We start from the raw sequence: 22,701 nt of genomic DNA on the forward strand, positions 1-22,701 counted from the left end.
TTATTGTTTTTCCCTAATCTTCTTTATACCCCATGGCGACTAATATACAAGCTCCTCCGGAAATGACATTAAGCTTGTGATCCAAACAATATTGAATGGCTGAGACACTCTCTGCTCCCGGTTGCATCCATATGTGTTTAATTCCTTTTTTGACTGCTTCCTTTACGACTTTTTCAGTGATGGATGGAGGAGTAATAATAGAAATACTTTGCACATCATCAGGTAAATCGTTTACTGAATGGGTAACAGGCAAGCTTTCAATCAGCGTTTCATGTGGATTGACAGGATAGACTTTTTTGCCATTCTGAAGATAGCATCGCAATACTTTGTTGCCGTATTTTGCTCTATTGGAGGAGGCGCCAACTACAGCAAAAGCAGGGGATTTCAAGAATACTTCTATCTGTTGATTAATCATGGGTAAATGGACTCCTTTAAATGGTATTTCCAGTATCTCTCATTAAACCAGGACTTTCGAAACACCCCAATCTCTTTGTTAAAAAAGTTTTTAAATCGGTCATTTAGTATATCTAAACTCCCCATTAAAAACATTTTTTGCCTCGACCTTGGGGTTTTTCGTTAGTCTTGTAAATATAGTTTATTTCATTTTTTTAATAAAATATTGACCCTCACGTAACGTGATAGATTATAATCATTTTGTTTTTTAGAGTTACAAAATGAAATTTTATAAGATTAAAGAAATCAGCAAACTGACTTCATTAAGTATTCGTACCTTACAATATTATGATGAAATTAATTTACTAAAGCCATCAAAACGGTCAGAGTCGGATTACCGACTGTATTCATCTGATGATTTATTACGTTTGCAGCAAATAACTACCCTGCGGTTCCTGGGGTGTTCACTTGCTTCAATCAAAAAAATTATCCAGCATCCTGATTTTAATCTGAAAAATTCACTTGCTCTACAGGCTGACGCTTTGGAGAAAAAAGCGGCGCAAATTAAGGAAGCGTCTACTTTGTTAAACTATATTGCAATGCAAATTGAAGCCGGGCAAGCAATCAATTGGTATAGCACAGCGCAAATTATTACTATTTTGGAGGCATCAATAATGAATAAGGAACTTGAAAGTACTTATCAGAATATAGCAAATCAGTCGGAGCTGGGGCAAACTTCAAATTATGATGATCACTACAATCCTGAAAGACTGTATCCTATCCCCAGGGCTCCAAAACGCCAGGAAATTAATTTAGATCCCAATTCCATCACTTTCCATGGTTTTGATTGTTGGAATCATTATGAGGTGTCCTGGTTAAACTCCAAAGGGAAACCTGTTGTTGCTATGGCTGTTATTTCTTATGATTGTCATTCTCCTTGGATTATTGAATCAAAATCATTAAAACTCTATTTTAACTCATTGAATAACACGACTTTCCCTAATGTTGAAACTGTTGTTCAAACTATCAGCAAAGATTTGAGTCAGTGTATTGGCTCTGAAGTGGCTGTTAATGTGTACCCCTTGTCAGAAATCGCTAATCAAACTATTTATGCTGCATTCAGCGGTATTTGCCTTGATGGGCTTGATATTGAATGCTCTGTGTATCATGTGACCCCTGGTTTTCTTTCAACTTCAACTGAAATAGTTGAAGAAGTACTGTATTCTGATTTATTGAAGTCAAACTGTCTGGTCACTAATCAACCGGATTGGGGAAGCGTTCAAATTGCCTATAAAGGTAAAAAAATAAATCATGAGGGCTTGCTTAAGTATCTGATTTCATTCAGAAATCATAATGAATTTCATGAGCAATGCATTGAACGGATATTTGCCGACATTATGCGATTTTGTCAACCTGAATCATTGACTGTTTATGGACGATATACAAGAAGAGGAGGCCTGGATATTAATCCCATCAGGTCAACAGAGCCTTGTTTTTTTGATGGGAGAAACATTCGTTTAATACGTCAGTAAAAGATAGTCACTATGTCCTCCATCGAGATAAGGAAATCCTCTGTGAGTAAATGATGAGGTATGATTATCATGTATAGAAAATATGTTATTATCAAGGCACAAGAAGATAAAAAGAGCCTCAATATGATTAATAAAGACATAGTTTTCATAGAAAATCCTACTGAAGACGATCACGGCGCAATCATTGATGGTATCAACCACTATGCCTCACAACGTGGTTTGCCAAGTACCGGAGGATATTTTTTTGCCATCTATGATACCAAGCAAAGCATCATTGCCGCTATATCAGGTTTTGACAATTTTGGACCCGCAGAAATTGGAGGATTATGGGTTGCGGAATCTTATAGAAACCAGGGATATGGAAAGGCTTTAGTCCAAAAAGCTGAGGAATGGGCAATGAAAAAAGGGTGTCAATCCATGACTGTTTTTACCCTTAAGGATTGGCCAGTTTGCTCATGGTATCAAAAATTGGGATTTACAATAGAATTTGAACGTACTGGTCACAGGAATCATTTGACAGGGTGCTATCTTATAAAAACAATCAATTAATCATGATAAAGATTAGGGGCTGTTGACAATTTTCCCCACCACCCTATGTGCCGCGGCTTGTCCGCGGCATCCAAACGATCTTGCTTACCGGCAAATATCTTCGTATAAATCACGCCATTCTGAATTTACCTGCTCGATTAAGTTTATTTTCCATTGACGAGGCCAATTTTTGAAACGTTTTTCACGTCTAGCAGCCTCAACGTAGCTTTGGTGTACTTCATAAAAGACTAGCATGTGTATATCGTAAGTGGCCGTGAATCCGGGGGCCACATTATTTTTATGTTCCCAAACACGCTTGATCAAATCGACTGTAGAACCGACGTACAGTGTCCCATTGCGCTTGCTTGCCATGATATAAACGTAAAATGATTTCACCCTGCTTCCTTGTTTAATATTGGACTCACAGGAATAATATCACCAGATATCGTTATTACACAGGTAGCCACATGATGAATTTTTGTTGTGTTTCCGCCTCTGGATTTGCCAATAGCTTCGTTCTCGATACTGCAAGTACCTGTACTGTGCTGATGAGCACAAACAATGCCCCCATCAATGAACTCCCATTCAAGATCTGGTTCTTGCACAAGTGCTTTAAAAAATTTCAACAATTTGTTTTTTAGTGACCAACGATTGAACTGTTGATAGATTGAATTCCAGCATCTAAATTCTTCTGGTAGATCTCGCCATGGGCAGTCAACACGCATACGGTATAACATGCCCTCAACCATCATTCGTAGATTGGGCTTGTCATAAATCCTGCGCTGCAACATCATATCCCTTAGCTTCGACCATAGCTCATCATTGAGCATAAGTCTTGGCATCGCAAACTCTTTTATGACCGGTTAGGACCGTTATAATATGAGTTTGCACCTCTTAATCAATAGGTTACAAAATAATTTAAACGCGGGCGTTATGCTGAACATCGTCTGGATGCCGAGGACAAGCCGCGGCACGTGGGGTGAATTGTCAACAGCCCCTAATGTATGTTTACAATTTAATAATTAATTTTCAATACATTACATTTTTCTTATGCTAAGATTGCCTGGAAATTTGTACCAATTCAGGCATAAATCTTAAATTTAATTCCACAGATTTACTCATCGCTGTTCGGTTGGTTCATCGCTGAAATCCATAGATTAAATAATAGAAACTTGGTTTTAAAGTTTATTTTGATTGATAGAAATCATGCATTAGGGAGGATTCATTAAATATGAAGAAATATCATCAATTATTTATGGGAATTACTTTACTGTTGTTTGGTGTATGCAATTATGCCGGCAGTGCAGGAACAGTTGAAAACAATGACCTTTTCCGAGTGTTCATTCCTAATTTAAAACCGGGATATGAATTTTCTGCGACAGCTTTTTATCTGCAACCGGGAGCGAATAATTTAGGTTGGGGAGTGATTACTACAGTACTGCCAATACCATCGCCTAATTGGCAGGTCGTTACTTTTAATCCAGATTATCAAGTGGGGTTTAATTTGGCAGGGCGTTATGTATTTGCCAATTCTGGAAGCGATTTGCAGTTAAACTGGTCACATCTGCGGACCAATGATACTGATAATGTCTTTGTGAATCCTACATCGCAATGGATCTCTCCTTTTTCTCAGACTGGTACTCCTCCTACTCCCTCTGGTCAAATAACAGGAGTAGCTTTATTAAAGCTTGCACATGCCAGTCTTGACTTTAATTATGACGCGGTTAATCTCGATGTAGGAAAATTTATTAACTTCGGTTCCAAATTACAGACAAGACTTTTTACAGGATTAAGCAGTGCCTGGATAAAAGAAGAGCTGATATCAACTTTTCGGGGCTTTTCACTCCCTATACTTTCGTTAAATAATACATCCACTTACAAAGGTGTTGGACCGAGATTAGGATTCAATAATAGTTATAATATTTCTCATGGGTTAAATTTGGTTGGACAACTCGCTGGCTCGGTCTTGTATGGCAGAATGCAACCAGCTCAATACCAATTCACAGGAACTTCTCAGCAATTGATTATCGCTGGAATCTATGTAAATCGTGAAGGGCTTGCTAATCCCAGTGTCAATCAACTGGTTCCAGCCCTGGATGCCAAAATTGGGTTAAGTTACCTTTACTCCTTGAAACAAAATTGGGATTTGAATTTTGAAGCCGGCTATATGGGAGCCTTGTATTTTAATCCTTTATCCAGTTATGAAACAAATACCAATGTCATTGCTTTGGATACCGGTTCTTTGTCTACATCGAGCGCCAAACACACACAGAGTAATTTTTCTGTAGGTGGTCCTTATATTACCGTCAGCTTAAGAACCTAAACGGAATTGTTTCAGTATCATGGCTTGATCTAACAACATATTGAAAACTGGATTTCCAATTTATGTAACCGTTGACACCATTGCGTGAACAGTTACCAATTTATTGTTAGATCAGGGGATGAACGATAATTGGTTTTTAGAAACATTTTCAGGAGTTTTTATTCTTCTTATTTGGCCCGAAAACAGGTGACGATGTGATCATTCACCATACCAATCGCTTGCATGTAAGCGTAGATGATGGTTGAGCCAACAAAGCTCATCCCTCGTTTTTTTAGATCTTTGGATAACGCATCTGATTCTTTGCTGGTTGCTGGTATCGCTCGTATGCTTTCAGGACGATTTATGATAGGCGTTCCATTAACAAATTGCCAAACGTAAGAATCAAATGATCCATATTCTTGCTGAATAGACAGAAAAACGTTCGCATTTTTTCTGGTAGAAAAAATTTTAAGTCGGTTACGGATAATTTCAGGATTAGTTAGTAAGGCACTTAATTCATCATCTGTCATTTGGGCTACGGCTTGCGGATTAAATTGTTTGAAAGCTTTCCGGTATCCATCGCGTTTTTTTAGTATAGTTTCCCAATTTAACCCCGCTTGAGCACCTTCCAGAATAAGCATCTCGAAATGTTTTTCATCATCATGAACAGGAATTCCCCATTCAGTATCATGGTATAGTTCATAATGGGGTTTGTTTTGTCCCACCCACTCGCATCGGTTTATAATGATATTTTGACTCATAACGTAATTTTTAAATTGGGTTAAAACTATTTAATCCTGGTAATGGTGGCATTTATAGCATTGGTCTACTATTCTTTGAGAACTATTCATTATGTTGTATTCGTTGTCAAGTAATGAAAGTTGTGAGGAAGTAGCTGCTTAACAGTATCAGGCCTTCTAAATAACTTCAATGCAACTTATTGATTTTAAGATTGAAGTTATTTAGAAGGCCTGAGTATAAATCAAATTGTTCTAAAAAAATCAAATTATAGGAGATTCTTATGACACAAGCTGCGTTTGGAGAATTTTGTTGGAATGAATTAGCTACTTCAGATGTTAAAAAAGCAAAGGATTTTTATGGTAAAGTCTTTGGTTGGCAATTTAGAGAGATTGAGTCAAAGGAAATGACCTACACTCTAATTCAGTGCAATGATAAGGAAATGGCTGGTATATGGCAAATTCCCAAAGATCAACAAAGTCAAATCCCCCCTCACTGGATGGCTTATATTTATGTCCAGGATGTATCAGAGGCTTTAAAAAAAGCAAAACAACATGGTGCTCAGGAAGTGAAAGGAATAACCCAGGCTGGTGAAATGGGACGTTTTGCTATTATAGTCGACCCGACCGGCGCACATGTCGCCCTATGGGAGTCCTTTGAATAATACAAAATAGACCGGTTATGCGAGAGGTCTATTGTAGTTTGTAGCGAATTCTCAGAGATTAAAAATTGTAAAAGCCATTGGGTTTATAATGTGATGTTTCTTGGTGCAATTACTTGCAATCCAATGGTTTTATGAAAAGGGATTACTATTGATTGCCTGATCTCGGTTAGTTTTTGGAAGTTTGTCAGGAGCCTCTGTCAGGATTTTATCCAATCCCCCATGTTTATTAATAATCTCCCCCAAGCGACCATCGGAAAGCGCTTTTCTTTCGGATGGATTTAGATTGCATCGTTCATGGCATGTGGGATCAAGGATTTTTTGTAACTTGCTTGCCGCACTTAATTTGACTTGGCGAGCTTTATGATTGAAATGATCCGTTCCAAAAATTAAATCCTGTATGAAATAAACGAAAGCCACTATACCTAGAAAATTATAATGATAACCCCATTCATTTTCTCTTTTGCTTATATATTGAGTAAGTTCCTTAAGGATAGGATGGGCAGTATTCGGTTTGGGCCGTTTGGGTGAAAAGATAGTCACTTGGGGAGGTTGACTTGATTTTTCTGTTGTCTTTTTCACAGGAGAATTTGATTGATGTTTGACCAACAACTCAGTTTGTTGACATGGAGAATAACCCTGTGGAGCAATTTGTTTAAAAACTCTATTACAAGTCTCATAAAGTTCATGATACTTGTTTTGAGAATCCGTATCTTTTGAACTCAGGTAATTGGAAGTGGCTTGGAACAAGGTCACACTTGAGATGAATTTACGATCATCAGGAAAACTACCCATCAGATGAGATAGAGGAATGTTCTTTAATTTTTCCTCTATGAGTTTTATTAACTCAAAATAGCGCTTAAACAGCGCAGGATCTTTTAAATAATCACATGCTTCATTAAAATCTTTAATTCCATATAGCTTGGCAGATGGGCTTTTACCTAAATTTTCCAATTGAGGAAAAATATACCATATCCAATGGCTTCTTTTTCTTCCGTCTCGTATTTCGCTGAATGCTTGATCGTAGCCACAAGTATTACTATTTTGAGCATTATGAAAACGATCGAGTCTTTTATTTCTGGCCATGAATTTTTCTCTTGATTTCATTAATTTTTATATTCACGAATCAGGTATTATGCATAAACTGCCTATTTATAAATCAATTATAACAAAGTTATAAAAAATTGTTATATTTGTTAACGAGTTGGTTTGGATATGGAATCAAAAGTTGTAGGTGCTTTTTCATTAGTTGTATCAGTGGTTTTCTGTTCTGCTATTTTTGTGTGCTCTCGAGAAGATGAGCCAAATAAAGTAAATCTGGAATCTAATGAGCTTACAGTACTTTCAGTTGGTGACAAAGCAGGCTCTTTATCGTGAACTGTTAATATATTTTTCACCTGTCTCGCAGGGTTTGAAGGACTGACTAACTCAAGATTTAATTGTTGCTCATAAACGTTTAATGCTTCATCCAAAACGGCGTCTTGGTGTTTCGCAGTTTCTTCTGCTTTTAATTGAGCATCCTCTATTTCAACCATTTTTTCAGCGGTCCACTTGATTAAACCTATAACCGCCATAACACTACCTACTGCAAACATGATAGGAACCATAATTGGAGGGGCGGCAATCACTCCAGCTACCACAAGTAAACCAGCGATTGATATTAAAGTACTGGCCGCTGCTATAGCAAAGGTACTGTAACTTAATGGCAAATTAATGGTAGATTTCAAATTGTCTCGTTCTATTTTAGCAAGCGGAGCTATGATTTCTTCTATGCTATCGTCGGTTTTGGTTATTTCTTTTTGTAATGATTTGATTTCGCTTAAAAGTTTGTTTTGCTCAGCTCTCTTTCCAGTTGGATTGATTAAAGCAATTTTATCTACAAGGGTTTTTAATTGCTCAGCGCGTTTAGCATAGAGTTGGTTTAGTTTGTAAGCGTCATTCTCTTTATTGTTTCCCGGGGTGATATTTTTTTTCTTAAGTACCGCATTAATGAAATTCAACTCTTCTTTTAATTGTTGCTGTTCCATTTTATTGGGATAAGACTTCTCAAGTTCATGTTGGAGTTCTATGGCACGAATTTCGAATAAGTCATTATATTTATCATTGTTTGGCTCTATACGTTTCGCTACAAGATCTATAAATTCTTTTTTCATTTTGTAGGAATTTGCCAATTGAAATTTTTCAGCAATTTTCCCAAAAAATCCCAATCCTTCCATGATAGTGACTGCGGAGGCGATTACTGTTCCAATAATTGCGGCAGCCAGTCCACCGAGCGTGATCGCTGTAATAGAAAGAGCGATAATAGCAGCGATTAGAAGGGATGATACAATTTTTTCAGCTATCGGTTTTTCCGGATCACTCACAATGGAGATTGATTTGGCTAGTGTGGCTACTAGTTGCATTATTCCACCCACGAGTGGAATTTGTCGGTAGTTGCTTAAAAAGGAAGCAATGACATTAAACACATGGCTAATCCCCGTTGTTATGGTTGATGCTGTGGTCGTTCCAGCATGAATTTGCTCGCCTAACGATTTGGATTGTGTAAGTTGCTCCTGAAGATTCTTTTTAAGAGTAATCATCTTGTCTGACAATGGGATGGGAGTTCGGCGGTTTTTGGTCATAAAAAGAACCCTAAAAGCATATAAAAAACTATATGAGTTATTTTAGTACATAATTTTACTTGTTAATTTCCCTTTTGGGAAGATATTTGTTTGGAATTTAAACAAAAAACCAGCTAAGAAGACCTTGGTATACTATTTTTATTGCCTCATCCATGTTGTTTTAATTATCGCTGGCAAAAGTTTTATAATGAATAGTATATTTTGTTTGCCAGTGCGAGGAAGGCACTTGTTTTGAATTAATGGAAAATGAAATAACTTTTTTACCTGCCAGGTAATTATTCTGGCTAAATAACAATCCAAATTCAGCGCTGTTTTCTATGAAAGGCGATAATAGAAAACCGGATTTTGCCATATTGGCAATGAGCCTGTATTGTCTTATGGTACCATTTTTTAATTCCAAATTGGCTTCAAGCTGATGAGGCTTGAAAAAGGTAGTCGCTAACATACCCCAGAACGTTGGTTGAATATCTATTTCGACAAAAAGAGGAATATCGGTATCGGGTATTTTAACTTGTTCTCCAATAGTATGAATTTCTGTTTTTAATGGCACTAAAGGCGTTACAGGTTTGTTAACTATTTTTTTCCTTAAAAATAAAAAATCATTTTCTAAGCGTACTGGTTGATAATGATTAATCAGCGTCGGCCAACTCATACCGTCTTCCATTGAAGGAATTCTATTGTCAATTGGTTCTACTTTAAAAATGATGTTATCCGGTTTGTTCTCACTCAAAAGGTAATTCTTATTGATTTTTGCCATGTTTGCAGTAAAAACGGAATAACTCTGAAAGATTGGCCTTGGTGACCATTGCATTCCTGATGCGATTAATGACGTTTGATTGTAGGAATAAATGTCGGTAGTACCTGGCAATATGGGAAAATTATCACGGGCTTTCAAATAATTCATAGTTAATGAAAAATTTTCTTTTAACCAGTTCTTGTTCTGGATTCTGTTTTTAAGACCATAATAAGCGGCGGTATAGGTGGAAATGACATTATCGCGAACGGATATTTTGGTATAGTGACCGTTGATATAACTCGCTGTATAAAGGGATAGAGCTAATAATGGGACTATTACTTTGTTGTTGGAATTGAAATACGGCAATAAAAAAGAGGCAAGCAAAACAGAGGTACCAGCGATAAAGGCATGGCCAAAATGTCTTGTGAATCCCATTTTATAAGACAGGAAAAGAACAACAAAATAGATACAAAATAGAAAGGCTTTGGATAATGGTGAGACCTTTTTTTGCAGGAGGATTGATAAGAGAATGCAAAAAGAGGTAATCCCAAATACTATTAGTTCTTTATTGTCTCCTTCGGTTGCCATGGCTTCAGTAAAACCAGAGGCAAGCGAGATAGTGTTACTGATATAAGCTGGCAAATGGAAAATAGACTGCCCGGATGCTATCCAAAAAAACAACATGGAAACTAGTGGAGAGGCCAGACAGAGCACAGCAAGAGTTCGCTGTTTATAAAGGCTCAAAAAGAAAGAACATAAGAGTATGGTAATAATACTTAATATCAAAAGAGAGCCCTTGATCAGCGGAAATAAACCGAATGGAGTGAAAAGTAAAGCAAATAAAATGAAGAAATTGCTTTTTAAGAATGTTTCTTTTCCAGAAATTTCTTTATGAATGAGCAAGCCAGTGATTAATGAATAGGAAAAGAACAAAGAATCCCGAGCATAAATCATACTGAAGAGAAGTATTGCAAAAGCAATACTCCAACGCCATTTAACGTCTTGCATTAAAAGAATAATAGCTATCCAGTAACACAAAGCCAAATACAAACTTCCCCCAACCATCATGAAATCTGTAGAAGGGTGGTAGAATTTGGTATAGATGGAAGAATAAGGTCCTAAGGTAAAGAAAATGTCTTTACCAAAAGCCAAACCTTGAGCAACCGCTTGATTGAGGCCTACTGCCCAAGAGGCATCAAGCCCGGGAGCTGGCATTTTCGGGGAGAGTGGAATAAAAACTGCGATTATAATAATGAGCAAAGCAAATTTTAATAACCAGTTCAAAGCGAGTGGAATTATTTTGAGGTTTGAAAAAGTCGTCGTTTGATAAGGATGAGCTTGGGTTCTAGTCATTTTGTTATAGGTGTATCATATTAAGCATCATATCATAGCATTCCTTACTGTTGAATTGACAAGGACTTTATCGCTTCCTTTTCTTCCCTATAAACAAAATGAGTCACAGTACCCACTAACTCTTCGTTTATCTCAAATAAACATAATAGACATTAAATAACAGGAACAAACCAAAAATAAAGAATATTACAGCTGCTATTTTTAGTCTCATTGGATTATCGACAAAGGATTGGCCTACTTTAACTGCAGTATCTGGACATAAAAATCTGATTAAACCACCGAGCAAGACTAACCATGCAAAAAGAGTAATAACAACAGGCCAGCCCATTACCCAGATATTATGACTGACTACTAAAAGCAAACCTGTAATCAAGGTTACTATAGCCATAATCAATTGCGCTCCGCGATGAGCTATAATCTCTGCCATAGCTGATTTTGCATGCTCATTATGGAATAATAAGAATAAGCTTACTATGATTAAATACCAGCCAATCACTGTGGCTAGAAATGTAGTTAACATATTCAAACTCCTTACAATGACCTCCTACTATAATTATAGCAATTTTGTGAGCTATGTGTCGGAAAGTTAAAGGAAAATTGAGGAATTAGCGGAATGATACGGTTTTGTTTTATTTGAAAATGGAGAGTAATCTAACATGATGAAAAAAATTAATTTATTCAAATTGCTTATGAGCTTTATTCTGGGGACAAGCACACTTCAGGCCGCTGGATTATCAACCCAACGTATTGAGCAATTATCTAATGACAGGGTAACGGTGTGGAAAACAATTATCTATCCCTCTTCAAAACAAGTTTTGCCCATGCATAGACATGATAACGATCGGGTTTTGGTCGCATTGACGGATGGGACATTGAAAATTACAAACAACAAAGGGCAAGTACACTATTTAAAATTAAAGAAAGGTAAGGCGTATTATCTCACCAAAGACGTTCCTAACGAATTACACAATGATGAAAACGTAACTAAACATCCAATTCAGGTGATGGTAATTCAATTAAATGATAAAGCCTGATTCAGGGTAAATGGGGAATCTGATGTTGTAATAGTATTTAGTTAGGAAAAACAATTTTAGTAAGAGTACTTGGATCTTACCGATGCGATCGTGATATCAGATCACATTATCAGCTAATTGGAGACTTACTTCCGTCCTTGTTGCTTATTATTTGTGCTATTATTTGATCATTGATTCATTCAGTGACAGGATTTCGAGAATGCATACTCAACGTGGATTGAAAGTAACGACAGACTCCATAGAGGTAGTAGATAGTATCAATTATTTTCACGAACAAGTATTAAGTTCCGGTCAAAATGCAATCCAAATTCTGGATGCGGCAAAAAAGCATAATGACAATTTATTAATTCAAACTTATGCGGCTGCTTTTTATTTGTATGCACAAGAAGATGCAGCGAATGAACAAGCCAGCAATTATTTGCAATCAGCATCCAGGTTATTAACATCAGCAAATCAACGGGAAAAATTAATTTTTGAAGCGGTAACTAGTTGGTCAAAGCGAGATTATGCCAATGCCATTAGCCTGTTAGTGACTGTGCTTGAAAAGTATCCCAGGGATACTCTGGCTCTTAAATTCGCAGAATGGCTTTTTTATTGTACAGGACAGGCTTTTAATGCGGAGTATTTTCTTAAAGTATGTGATAAGTGTGCTCAGGAGAATCAGGATGAATCGCATTTTTTAGCGATACATTCTTTTGCCTTGGAACTGTGCGGCCAATATTCCAAAGCCAGGGAAATGGCTGAAGAGGCAATTACAATGAATTTGTATACTCCTTGGGCACATCATACTTTAGCTCATGTATATTTATTAACAAATGATATCACTGGAGGTATCAATAGACTTCGAAATTTACAAACAACCTGGGAGGAAATTTTACCCTTGTTGAAAGGCCATAATACCTGGCATTTGGCATTATTTCATTTAGCGAATCGTAATGAAGAGGAAGTTAAAAAATTATACCCCCATATTGCAGGGGCAATGCCTGATACTGTACTTGAGCAGTTGGATACTATTTCCCTGTTATGGCGTATGGATATGGCAGGTTTACCGCAGGACAAATTATTAAATCAGACAGTAGAGCATCTGGGGACCCATCCTTTGGAATATTATACCGGGTTTACTAATGCTCATTTTATTTATGGTCTGGTAAGGGCAGGTTATAAAAACGAAGCGGATGAGTCTTTGAAAAGAATGAAGTCCTATGCTTGCTCGCCTTCTTCTGATGCTTTATGGGGTGATGTCGTTTTACCTTTGTGCCAGGGGATTTATGCTTTTGCCGATGCGGATTACAAGACTGCTTTGATGTTGATGGAGCCAGTGATTGGTGAGTGCACGCAATTGGGTGGAAGTGATGCACAGATAGAGCTTTTTTTTCAGACTTACTTGCTCGTATTGATGCATACTAAACAAGAAAATAAAGCGTTACAGTTTTTTTCTGAACATTTAAAGCATTATAATAATACGCTATTGAGTGACTGGTGGTTCCAATCGGCTAATAAAAATTAGATACATCGTGCTTAAGATTAAGATGTACATAATTATTGAGCATTCAATGCCGCTACTGATTTAGCCTGCATACAGGTCGGTTTGTTAATTTTCCCGGATGAAGGTAATTTGATTCTTGCCATGCCGCATTCGTCTGTTCTGAAAAAAGTGATACCTAATGTTTTCATGCTTTGCAACGTTTTGGAGTGTGGAAATTTGAAGCGATTATCAAATCCCAAAGATGCAATGGCATAAAGCGGGTTTACTTCCAGTAAAAATCGATAAGATGAGGAAGTCTTACTCCCATGATGAGGAACAACTAAAATTTCAGATGCCAACTGACTGCCATAGTTTCTTATCAGGTAGTCTTCAGCCGCTTTTTCAATATCTCCCGTTAATAAAACTCTGCCAGTCGAATTACTTACTTGTAAAATACAAGAGTTATTATTTTTTTTAGTGAAAGACTCCCTGATCGGTAAAAAACGAAAACTCACCCCATCCCATTGCCATTGAGGATATGAGTGACAATTACTTCCACGTTTATAAAAATGGGGATCATTCACTATTAATTGATTGACTTGCATCTCTTTTTCAATGGAGTTTAAGCCACCCTTATGATCTTTATCAGGATGGCTTATCACAATGTTATCAATGGTTTTTATTCCAGATGACCTAAAAAAAGGTATTATTGCCATTTGCCCTAAATCACTGCCTTGAAAAAATGAATCTCCCGTATCGTAGAGTAAAACATGGTGTTGTGTTTGTATCGCAACAGCCAGCCCTTGCCCAACATCCAAAATATTAATTAATGCTTCCCCCTGGTAAATTGCAGTATGAGGCGGAAATAAGGGAATGATAATCCAAAGGATCGCCAAGTGTTTGAATGGCTTGACAGGTAATAATACTCTTAAAAACAGACCTGCTGTCATAGCAAGCATCATTGTTACTGAGGTGATGGACAAGGTGATATTGATTCCTGCTATTTGCTCAACATACGTCAACCCTTTAAGTAACAGGGCAACAAACACGGCCAATGGTTTCATTAATATCCAGGACCAATCAAATGAACTCATAATCATAGTCATTAAAGCCAAGGGTACTATCAGAAAGCTGACTAAAGGTATGGCAAATAAATTGGCAAGAAATCCATTGATAGAGCCATAGGAGTACCAATGGAGAGTTAAAGGCATCAATCCAATGAGGCAGCTTAATTGTAATGCAAGTGTCTTTTTGTAGTTTTTCAGTGGCCAACGTTGGTGAGTCAATAGTAGACAGGCCACCGCAAGAAATGAAAAATAAAATCCTTGCAGGAATACAGCGTGGGGTTCAATGCACAAGACTAAAAATAAGGCATATCTCCATATTTGCCATTGGCTAAAACGTTGTTTTCCAATGGCGTATATTGTGTAAAGTACACAACCAATTAAAGCACGCTGTACAGGGGGTTCAAATCCGGCTAAAAAGGCATAGGGCAAGGCAGCCAATAATCCACCGATACTCGCTATGGTATTGGCTGGTAAGAATAAACAACAACGATAGCTCATTGACCAAAGCCATCTTATAACGATAAAGAAAACTCCAGAAACCAAAGCGATGTGCTCTCCTGATATCCCGAATAAATGCACTGTTCCTGTTCTTCGGAACAAATTCCAATGTTCGGGACTGATATGATGAGTGATATTTATCGTCAATGCTTCAATGATGCCTGCTGTTTCTGTATCAGGGGCCAGTTTTGTCAGCGCATCCGCTATTTTTTCACGTACAGTTAACCAACTGAAAGTGGAGGGGTGATTGCTAATTAGCTTATTATTCCCATAACGAATATAACCCGCCCAATGGATATGACGAGTTGCCAGGTAGCGTACATAATTAAAACCTCCCGGGTTGCGGAAATTACGAGGTTTTTTTAGTTTCACTGAAAGTTGCCATTGCTGACCAGCTCGTAAGGCCGGTGGTTTGTTGTACCAGGTCAATTGGATTAAGCCTTGAGCAGGTTTATTATTAATTTTTTCAATTGCAAAATGGAATTGAGTTTTGTTGGGACGTTGCATGGGGATGGAAGCAATTGTTCCTTCCAATTGTGCTTGAGTGATTACTTGCGTATCAGGCATTCTCTTGGGTGATACAATCCACTGGTGAATCAGGGCAAAGCCCCACCCGGCAAGGAAGAACAGGACAATCGGATATCTTGGTGTGATGTAAAAGAGTAAAGGAACTGCAAGAGTTAGATAAATATTATAGGTATAGGCATAAAGGATGCCTGTTAAAAAGCAAAAAATTTCCATTTCAAATTAAGTTGGACTTTCCATTACTGGCCAATCTACTCGAAATGAATCGTTTGTGTAAAGAGTTTTTTACAGAATTAACTGGGATTCCAGCATTCTGGTTGGGCATTAGCAGAGGAATCTACCGCTGTTTTTACATTGGCTTGATTGATTGACATGCTGGCGCACTTGGTATCAGTGGCTTGGGTTCCGACAGGGGTTGCGGTTAAGGTATAGGTTGTGGCTGTCAGGTTTGAAATATTGATAGTATAGTATCCATTCTGCGTTGTTTGCGGAAATGCTGGTAAGGCACCACACGCTGCAGCATAGGAAAAATTCTGTGAGTAACAGCGTTCTAAAATGATTTGATCTTGTGTCAATGTAGCATGAGCATCGGCACGACGGGACTTTTGGATATATTGTAAATAGGATGGATAGGCAATTGAAACCAGAATTCCCATAATGACCATGCTGATCAGAACTTCAACCAGGGTAAACGCAGATTGTCTCATGCGGTTATTCTTCATACAATGTCGATTACTAAGCATTTGGGTATCCTCTATTGAATTTGCCACCAGCCTATTTTTCTTGGTGTAATGTTAGGAGCAATAACCGTAGTTTGTGTTCCATCCGATTGTGTGATCAGAATGACCAGATTGTTATCTTTGTTAGGCCCTAGCACAGTGGGTGAGTTGGCATAACTGTTGGACAAGCCAATTCCAACTGGGTAGGCTCCATTATACTGATCGGCAATATCAAAACCTCCATCGCCGGAAATATCAAATCGCGCATATTGGAAAGCCCCGCCGTTTAAGAAATTCAGTTCCAGAAGCATGGATGTGAATCCAAAGCCGCACGAATTTAGAGGAGGAGTGTTTATTGTTGCAATGAATGCCCCGTTAATTAGTTCAGGTGTAGTAATTAGTCTTTGTCCTGCTATAGGCAGATCGGCAAACCACCCCACTTTGTTACTCCAATTGATGGTATTAGCAGTGGCTGTGATAATGTTTGTGGATAAACCTGAGGTAGCCGAGTTAACCAAAGTCAAAGTTTGTTGTTGGAGATTGGCACGAACATAAGGTACTGATGAAAGCGGCTTATCCCATACTCCATAAATGGTTTGTGTTTGGGTAGTAACTAAATCGGCTGTTGTCAGAAGTTGCCCGGTACCAAACACAACAAAAAGGCCTGGATTGCGAGGATAATTGGGATTCAATGTCACTAAAGGAGGTGTAGTGATAGGTTGCGGTGTACCAGAAGAGTCTCTTGCTTGAAATAATACGCGAGCACTCCAATTGGCAGGATCGGCGGAGGAAACATCGATTGCCCATAGATTGCCTTGTAAATCACCGGCATAAACTACAGTGATAGGATCGGCTTGTAGTCCATCTTTTTGTCCTAAAGCGACAGTTGACAATCCCTGGGGTAAATTGACATTACAAGCTGAGGGGACTGCCGCACAAAGATCAATTTTTCTTAGCAGGGTTCCCGTTTGAGGATCAATAGCATAAAATACGGATGTATTGTTAGTACTGTTGTATCCATTGCCAAAAAAGACCGCAAAACTTAATGAAGATGGACTTCCAGATCGAATTTGGCCTATTTGAGGTTTGCTATAAGTTAACCCTAAATCAGTATCTGTAAATTCCCATAGCACAGCATTGGCCACTCCTGGTTCAGAACTCAGGTTTGTCGGATTAGTGATGTCCAGGGCAAAGATGCTTTTACCACCCGCATTTTCACCTCCCACGAGAATTGTATGCCAGGAGCCATCCGAAAATTGTACATCAGCGCTTTCTGGAGATCCGTTAACAAAGAATAAATGATTTTGGTTGTAGAGAGGGGAGGTGAGTTGATGGAGATTATTAAACACAGCATTGGGAACAAAGGCAAAAAACTCTTCTCCGGTAGTCGCATTAAAGGCGTGGAGCATTCCATCATTTGCTCCTACATATAATATGGGTTGTCGATTGGCATTGGCTTTTGCAAAGTTAATGTAACTGGTTGTTAAATAAGGAGCGCTTGGGGAGCCAACGTAAATAACCTGGCTATCAATAATGTCTCCCAATACATGCGAGCGGTCACGGAATGTTCCTCCGTTTCGCTTTTCCAGAGCAGCATTGCCACGCAGATACTCTAATCGGTTTTCCCCTAACAGGTCATTTGGTTGTAGTTGTGCTTGTTGGGTTGCATTAATGTTTGCCCAGCGAAACGGTATTCCATCCGTCGCTACGGGATCCCAAGTTGCTATCTTTCGGTTAGTCGACCATCCCGTTCCTGATACTAAGGAATCAAGTGTCGATTGGGCTGACCATTGTATGGAGTTGGTTGGTTCTCCGGTATCTTCATCGAGTTCAATGGCTGTCAAATTACCTGTCCAATCCTGATAAGGGGTGTCTCTGGTTATAAAGTTGGCTTGATATTCCACGGTACTGCTGTCGATACGAGTTGAGCTGATGGCTGCAGCAGAAGTTGAAAAAGAGCCGTTTTGAATATTGGAGAGAATGGCATTCAAACTGCTTACCAGAGCTTCAGGGCTCGTTGCCGGGTAATAGTTTTCGGTTCCTCCGGCAACGGCCATTGCCCTAAGGGTTGCTGCTGCTTCTGGATTGATGTTAGGGTCCACACCAGCCCCCATGCCTATGACAAAAGTAAGCACACCATCGTTTTTTAAAGCCTTTATTTCATTGATTGCATCGGATAAGGCTTGACTGTTCGTGCTGTTCAGTGAGCCATCGGCATTAAATGTTGCGGTGACCCCATAACCGGTGGCAGCGGCACTGCCTAGTGGGGGCCAATACCTTGATTGGAGGTCTTGAGTTGGCAGGCCATCAGAAATTAATATGATGTATTGTTTTTGTGGGCAATTGCCACTGGTTGTCCCGACAGTCTTCATAAAACTTCGAGATCTGGTCAATAGTCCCGCAAGAGGGGATTGTACAGCAGCAGCTTTAATTTCAGTCGTGGATGTAGAGTTGGTTTCAGGTCGAAGATGAGGTAAAAACGCATTAATGGCATTAGTAACACTGGTCGTGGTTGGATTTGTTCCGGCTGTAGTCATATTGACTCGCATATTACCCGTGTTAAAAGATTGATTACTGTAGTAGCCAAAACCACGTTGTACATACATAACCTGCTGTGAAAAAGGGACAAAACCGGCGTTAGTGGGGGAGGAGGAAAAATTACCGATAGAGGGTCTTGTGTTCGCATAGGAAATTCTGATATTACCTTGGTTATAATTAGATATCGTATAGTTAGGAGGAAAAGGACTGGATGGTGTCGGTCCATTATAACTCACAAAAATCCCAGGAAACCCACTTCCAGCATAGAGTACGTCATTAATATCCGGATCATCACTGGAGTCACCAATTTGCAGATACTGGCTTGAAGAAACTAAAGTAGTACCATACAAGCTGCCAATGGATGAGCAGTTACTGGAAACAGTAGACGACGCGGAACCGTAATTATAACAAGGGTTAATTACATATCGATTTCCTGCTACTGGGGTGTTCGTGAATACAAAATCACTGCCGGGTGGCGACATGTAATAAACCCAAGTGTTATACGAGCTGATGTTACTTGTACTGTAGGTGCCCAATGCAAAGTCGGTGGTAGGCATGTAATTTTCAATAATGGCTTTGACTCCAGCTTTGGCCACATTGAGTCGGCTTGCACTGTTATCCACTTTATTCCCTCCCTGGATGACAGTATAAGGAGCCAAGCCGCTGGCATCAGGGCCTTGTACTGGCGGAGTGAAACCAGCGGGTACGGTATAATTCACAGGTGAACTGGAATTGTAAAGCGAACTTAAACCGGTTGACAGAGAGCCGGATCCAGTCATGATTGCCCCGCTCAAATTACCATCCATGGATTGAGAGTTACCTATGAGTATTAGCACTTGAGGATGAACCGGGCTGGCAATGATTAGAGGTATTTGTGGAATTGTTAATGGAACAGCATAAAGAGAAACAGAGGCAGACAATAAAATAGCTATAAATGTTCGGGGTAGAACTTTAATTGCTTTCTGACTTCCCTTTCTGATTAAATTCGAAAATTTTAAAGCGTCCATGATAGCCAAAACCTACTGTTGAATTTGAATTGTACTTTGTATGAGTACGGAACTATCCCCACTTGCTCCTGCTGATCGGGCAGTTATTCTGTAGACATTACTTGGTTTTTTCATATTCTGACCTGGCATAATAACGGATGGCAGTTTTTCAAGAAAATAGCTGGCTTGTGCCCCTGTATTGCCTTGAAAGCTGTTAATGACTGCCGAACCACTGGACCAGTTAATCGTTTTCCAAAGTGGAGTACTAGCGCTTTGGTCAAATAAATACATTCCATTATTAGTAGCGAGAAAACTCTGAGGATTATACGTACCATTGATGACCAGGTTAATGGCTTCATTAACGGCGCCTTCGGTTTTCTCAAAACTGATTTCGGAGTCGGTTGCATTGGTCGCAATCCGAGTTTGGGACGTGTTCTGTGATATCTGGGTCAGGGCCAAAACAGTAAGCATTGACATAAGCACAAGAGAAGTTATCAGGACATAACCCTGTTGTTTTGAATATTGACTTGTGGAGGTTACGTTCATGATATCGAGTTCCTCAAGTTGATGGTCAATTCAAACACATGCCTTAAGCGGTTATCAGCAGGTACTGTAACTTGTGTATCCAAAACGTTGTATTGTCTGGTAGTTAAGCTTCCTGAGCCGAGCTGACCTGCTATCAAAAATCCCAAGCGAATGGCATAGACCTGTGCCCAATTGGTAACAGCATTGGCAGAAACGTATCGAGTAATGACACCATTGTTACCAATGCCATACTGGACTTTCATTATTTCCACACCAGGAACCAATGGCTGTATAGTCCAGCTGTTGCCAACAAGAGAGGCGCGCATTAAAGCACTTTGCCCTCCTTGACCTTGACCCACAAAAAATGCAGTTTGTTGGATGGGAATGAATTGGGAGCCGGTTTGAAAATTGACAGGGAAAGCACTGCTTGCATTTTGCAGTACTCCAGCACCTGCATCATGAGTAATCGTGGTTCCTGCTACTCCAGTAATTTGAAATATTACGGTTTTACCACAATCAGAGACCGCTCCAAACATTCCAGAGGTAAGGGACATCCCACTAGTGCCTTGCACTACAAAGGTATTGCTGCCGGGATCAATCGTGGTTATTCCTGTTGGATAGCTATCTGGGGTGGAACCTATTACCACCAACACATCACTACCTTGTTGGGCATTACCAACAAGGGTGGAATCTAATGCGGGTGACCAATGACTGGCATTGGTGCTATTCGCAGAATTACTTTGAGTTATTGTGAAGCTCGCTCCGCTGCCATTATAACCCATAAGAATGGTTGGTGTTGTATTCAATATTCCCAATGGCCTTGGGCCACCAGCATTTAGACTGGAAACTGCTGTGATGATGGATCCACAGCCGGCAAATCCAGCCGATCTGATCATGGGTATGAGTAAATTGGATATCGCATTTTCAGTACTTTGAATCAGATCCTGAGAGTTCGATGCTTTGTAGAGTTGGGTTTGGGCGAGGTATATTTGTAAAATAGAATATGTGAGTATCAGCCCAACCAGGGTGGCTATCATCAACTCGACTAATGAAAATCCTTGTTGTAGTCTGTAGTTAATATTCATATCTGACTCTGTACTCTGAATTGAACGAAATTAGCAGTTCCTGATGAAGCGCTGCTAGCCCCTAACTCATTTTGCGCTTTACTATCATCCCATTGTACAGTGACCGTAATCACGGTATTCCCCGCCACACCCGAAAGAGCGGAGGTAATTGAACCACTTCCATTAGGCAGTTGCGACACCACTCTGGTGAGCCAATACCAGGTATCATATTGTGCCAGTTGATTTGGATTGCACACCGTTGCATTGCATAATACCGAAGGAGCACTGACAGGCGTGGGATATCCGTTACTGCCAATATTACTGACATTATAACTCCCATTAGATGCTGCTTCTGAATTCGCTCGAATTCTGTCAAAAATATCATAGATCGCCTGTACGGCTTGAAGTTTTGCATAACTGGAATTATTCGCTTTGTTGCTGACTATCAACATGCTGGCAATCCCTAACATACCAATGGCTAATATGACAACAGAAATCAATACTTCCAGCAAAGTCATTCCTTTGTATTTTGCGAATGTATCCATTCTGTTCATCATATTCTATCTCCATCAAGGGCAGTTTAGAGCCCCATTATTCCAGACAGCCTGGCCGGGTGTTGCTCCAGATTGGACAAATCCGGTAGCCAAAACCATTGCAGATCGGGCAAACGCATTTCCTCGGTTATCACACATAGTAAAGTTACTTTGGGTAGTTGATAATCCATGCGGGTCAAAAACAACACTGGATACATTAGATGTGATAACAGGGTCATTCACTGAGGTTTGGTGAGTTTTTAAAAGAGTGGGTGTGCCGGCTTCGGGTTGGGTCACTACTATCCATCCTGAGCTCCAGTTGGCGCCACATGCTGTTGAACCTGGTGAGCCTAACGGACATACTGCTACATTGACGGCCCGATCAAGTGCCACTCCGCGTGCATAATTTAATGAGCTTACCAATGAATCAATGTTTGAAGTCAAACGGTTATTCAAAATCATTGTCCTTAATGAAGGTACAATTAGAGTTAAGATGATGGCGAAAACAGATAGGGTGACTAATAACTCAACCAGTGTGAATCCTGCTATAGAAAGAGGGCTACTGTTAAGGGGGATTTCAGTATCAAAGCTGTCTTTGCAAAGGTGATTGTATATTATTTTTGTTTCTTTATTTTGTGCTATATTAGATTTTGTGGGCAACACACTTGTGTCCACACAAAATAATAAAGTAGCGACATTGCGCACAGTGAACCTTTGTGATTCCCTTATCACTTTGTTCAAAGCCTTATCCCTATCGTTTGATCAAACCCATCACATTGTAAATTATAGTACAAATTAGTTGATTTTTTTACACCTAGCTGTCGTGATTGTCGTAATGTTGGTTATCTTAATTTTAAGGATTGCATGTATACCGATGTTAAAG

General features: G+C 39.2%; 20 protein-coding genes and 2 pseudogenes. 7 read left to right on the top strand and 15 right to left on the bottom strand.

Features of this window, described 5'->3' with window-relative positions; translation table 11 throughout:
* Positions 1-13: 13 nt before the first annotated feature.
* A complete protein-coding gene (locus tag EL201_RS03195; protein ID WP_027223668.1) occupies positions 14-415 on the bottom strand; it encodes a CoA-binding protein in 402 nt (133 codons plus the stop codon).
* A gap of 259 nt (positions 416-674) precedes the next feature.
* On the opposite strand from EL201_RS03195, the pseudogene EL201_RS15790 reads away from it, so the two are divergent.
* The 3 genes and pseudogenes from EL201_RS15790 to EL201_RS03205 all read left to right on the top strand — a co-directional run.
* Positions 675-827, top strand: a pseudogene (locus tag EL201_RS15790) (MerR family DNA-binding transcriptional regulator); the annotation flags it as partial.
* Positions 828-1,067: 240 nt separating this feature from the next.
* Positions 1,068-1,925 carry an NADPH-dependent 7-cyano-7-deazaguanine reductase QueF gene (gene queF, locus EL201_RS03200; RefSeq protein WP_027223669.1) on the top strand — a complete coding sequence of 286 codons (858 nt, stop codon included), beginning with the start codon at positions 1,068-1,070 and terminating at the stop codon, positions 1,923-1,925.
* Positions 1,926-1,994: 69 nt separating this feature from the next.
* Complete coding sequence (locus EL201_RS03205; protein WP_050598317.1) at positions 1,995-2,474, top strand: GNAT family N-acetyltransferase; 480 nt, start codon at positions 1,995-1,997, stop codon at positions 2,472-2,474.
* 84 nt (positions 2,475-2,558) lie between these two features.
* Here the strand turns inward: EL201_RS03205 and EL201_RS03210 are convergent, their stop codons facing one another.
* Both EL201_RS03210 and EL201_RS03215 read right to left on the bottom strand, forming a co-directional pair.
* A complete protein-coding gene (locus EL201_RS03210; RefSeq protein ID WP_027223670.1) occupies positions 2,559-2,849 on the bottom strand; it encodes a GIY-YIG nuclease family protein in 291 nt (96 codons plus the stop codon).
* A gap of 74 nt (positions 2,850-2,923) precedes the next feature.
* Positions 2,924-3,295 (bottom strand): annotated as a pseudogene (locus EL201_RS03215) (transposase); the annotation flags it as partial.
* 389 nt (positions 3,296-3,684) lie between these two features.
* Between EL201_RS03215 and EL201_RS03220 the strand changes: the two are divergent.
* The gene (locus EL201_RS03220; RefSeq protein ID WP_027223671.1) at positions 3,685-4,776 is read left to right on the top strand and encodes an Lpg1974 family pore-forming outer membrane protein; all 1,092 of its coding nucleotides are present in this window, start codon (positions 3,685-3,687) and stop codon (positions 4,774-4,776) included.
* A 167-nt stretch (positions 4,777-4,943) separates the two neighbouring features.
* On the opposite strand, the gene EL201_RS03225 is transcribed toward EL201_RS03220, so the two are convergent.
* Positions 4,944-5,516: a DNA-3-methyladenine glycosylase I gene (locus EL201_RS03225; protein WP_027223672.1), complete on the bottom strand. Its 573-nt coding sequence runs from the start codon at positions 5,514-5,516 to the stop codon at positions 4,944-4,946.
* 260 nt (positions 5,517-5,776) lie between these two features.
* Between EL201_RS03225 and EL201_RS03230 the strand changes: the two genes are divergently transcribed.
* Positions 5,777-6,157 (top strand): VOC family protein, encoded by a 381-nt coding sequence (locus tag EL201_RS03230; RefSeq protein WP_027223673.1) that lies wholly within the window; start codon positions 5,777-5,779, stop codon positions 6,155-6,157.
* Positions 6,158-6,286: 129 nt separating this feature from the next.
* Here EL201_RS03230 and EL201_RS03235 read toward each other — a convergent pair whose 3' ends face one another.
* From EL201_RS03235 to EL201_RS03250, 4 genes are all read right to left on the bottom strand, one after another.
* Positions 6,287-7,240 (bottom strand): DUF1810 domain-containing protein, encoded by a 954-nt coding sequence (locus tag EL201_RS03235; protein ID WP_027223674.1) that lies wholly within the window; start codon positions 7,238-7,240, stop codon positions 6,287-6,289.
* Positions 7,241-7,350: 110 nt separating this feature from the next.
* The gene (gene sidA, locus EL201_RS03240) at positions 7,351-8,775 is read right to left on the bottom strand and encodes a T4SS effector SidA (protein ID WP_027223675.1); all 1,425 of its coding nucleotides are present in this window, start codon (positions 8,773-8,775) and stop codon (positions 7,351-7,353) included.
* 160 nt (positions 8,776-8,935) lie between these two features.
* Entirely contained in the window at positions 8,936-10,864 is a 1,929-nt protein-coding gene (locus EL201_RS03245; RefSeq protein WP_027223676.1) for a hypothetical protein, read from the bottom strand.
* 127 nt (positions 10,865-10,991) lie between these two features.
* Positions 10,992-11,384 (bottom strand): membrane protein, encoded by a 393-nt coding sequence (locus EL201_RS03250; RefSeq protein ID WP_027223677.1) that lies wholly within the window; start codon positions 11,382-11,384, stop codon positions 10,992-10,994.
* 136 nt (positions 11,385-11,520) lie between these two features.
* Between EL201_RS03250 and EL201_RS03255 the strand changes: the two genes are divergently transcribed.
* Together EL201_RS03255 and EL201_RS03260 are read left to right on the top strand one after the other, a co-directional pair.
* Positions 11,521-11,898: a cupin domain-containing protein gene (locus EL201_RS03255; RefSeq protein WP_027223678.1), complete on the top strand. Its 378-nt coding sequence runs from the start codon at positions 11,521-11,523 to the stop codon at positions 11,896-11,898.
* Between the two features lie 199 nt (positions 11,899-12,097).
* Positions 12,098-13,405 (top strand): tetratricopeptide repeat protein, encoded by a 1,308-nt coding sequence (locus EL201_RS03260; RefSeq protein ID WP_027223679.1) that lies wholly within the window; start codon positions 12,098-12,100, stop codon positions 13,403-13,405.
* Between the two features lie 32 nt (positions 13,406-13,437).
* Here the strand turns inward: EL201_RS03260 and EL201_RS03265 are convergent, their stop codons facing one another.
* From EL201_RS03265 to EL201_RS03295, 7 genes are all read right to left on the bottom strand, one after another.
* Positions 13,438-15,669, bottom strand: a complete 2,232-nt coding sequence (locus EL201_RS03265; RefSeq protein WP_027223680.1) for a DNA internalization-related competence protein ComEC/Rec2 — start codon at positions 15,667-15,669, stop codon at positions 13,438-13,440.
* Between the two features lie 77 nt (positions 15,670-15,746).
* Positions 15,747-16,196 carry a type IV pilin protein gene (locus EL201_RS03270; RefSeq protein WP_027223681.1) on the bottom strand — a complete coding sequence of 150 codons (450 nt, stop codon included), beginning with the start codon at positions 16,194-16,196 and terminating at the stop codon, positions 15,747-15,749.
* A gap of 11 nt (positions 16,197-16,207) precedes the next feature.
* The gene (locus EL201_RS03275) at positions 16,208-19,717 is read right to left on the bottom strand and encodes a pilus assembly protein (RefSeq protein ID WP_027223682.1); all 3,510 of its coding nucleotides are present in this window, start codon (positions 19,715-19,717) and stop codon (positions 16,208-16,210) included.
* 12 nt (positions 19,718-19,729) lie between these two features.
* A complete protein-coding gene (locus EL201_RS03280; RefSeq protein WP_027223683.1) occupies positions 19,730-20,242 on the bottom strand; it encodes a pilus assembly PilX family protein in 513 nt (170 codons plus the stop codon).
* Entirely contained in the window at positions 20,239-21,306 is a 1,068-nt protein-coding gene (locus EL201_RS03285; protein WP_027223684.1) for a PilW family protein, read from the bottom strand. Before EL201_RS03285 ends, EL201_RS03280 begins: the two co-directional genes overlap by 4 nt.
* On the bottom strand, positions 21,303-21,842 hold the full coding sequence (pilV, locus tag EL201_RS03290) for a type IV pilus modification protein PilV (RefSeq protein WP_027223685.1): 540 nt from the start codon (positions 21,840-21,842) through the stop codon (positions 21,303-21,305). The genes EL201_RS03285 and pilV overlap by 4 nt, the downstream gene beginning before the upstream one ends.
* Positions 21,843-21,854: 12 nt before the next feature.
* Entirely contained in the window at positions 21,855-22,559 is a 705-nt protein-coding gene (locus EL201_RS03295) for a GspH/FimT family pseudopilin (RefSeq protein ID WP_027223686.1), read from the bottom strand.
* Positions 22,560-22,701 lie beyond the last annotated feature (142 nt).

The sequence above is a fragment of the Legionella pneumophila subsp. pascullei genome, from assembly GCF_900637585.1.
GTDB classification, from domain to species: domain Bacteria; phylum Pseudomonadota; class Gammaproteobacteria; order Legionellales; family Legionellaceae; genus Legionella; species Legionella pascullei.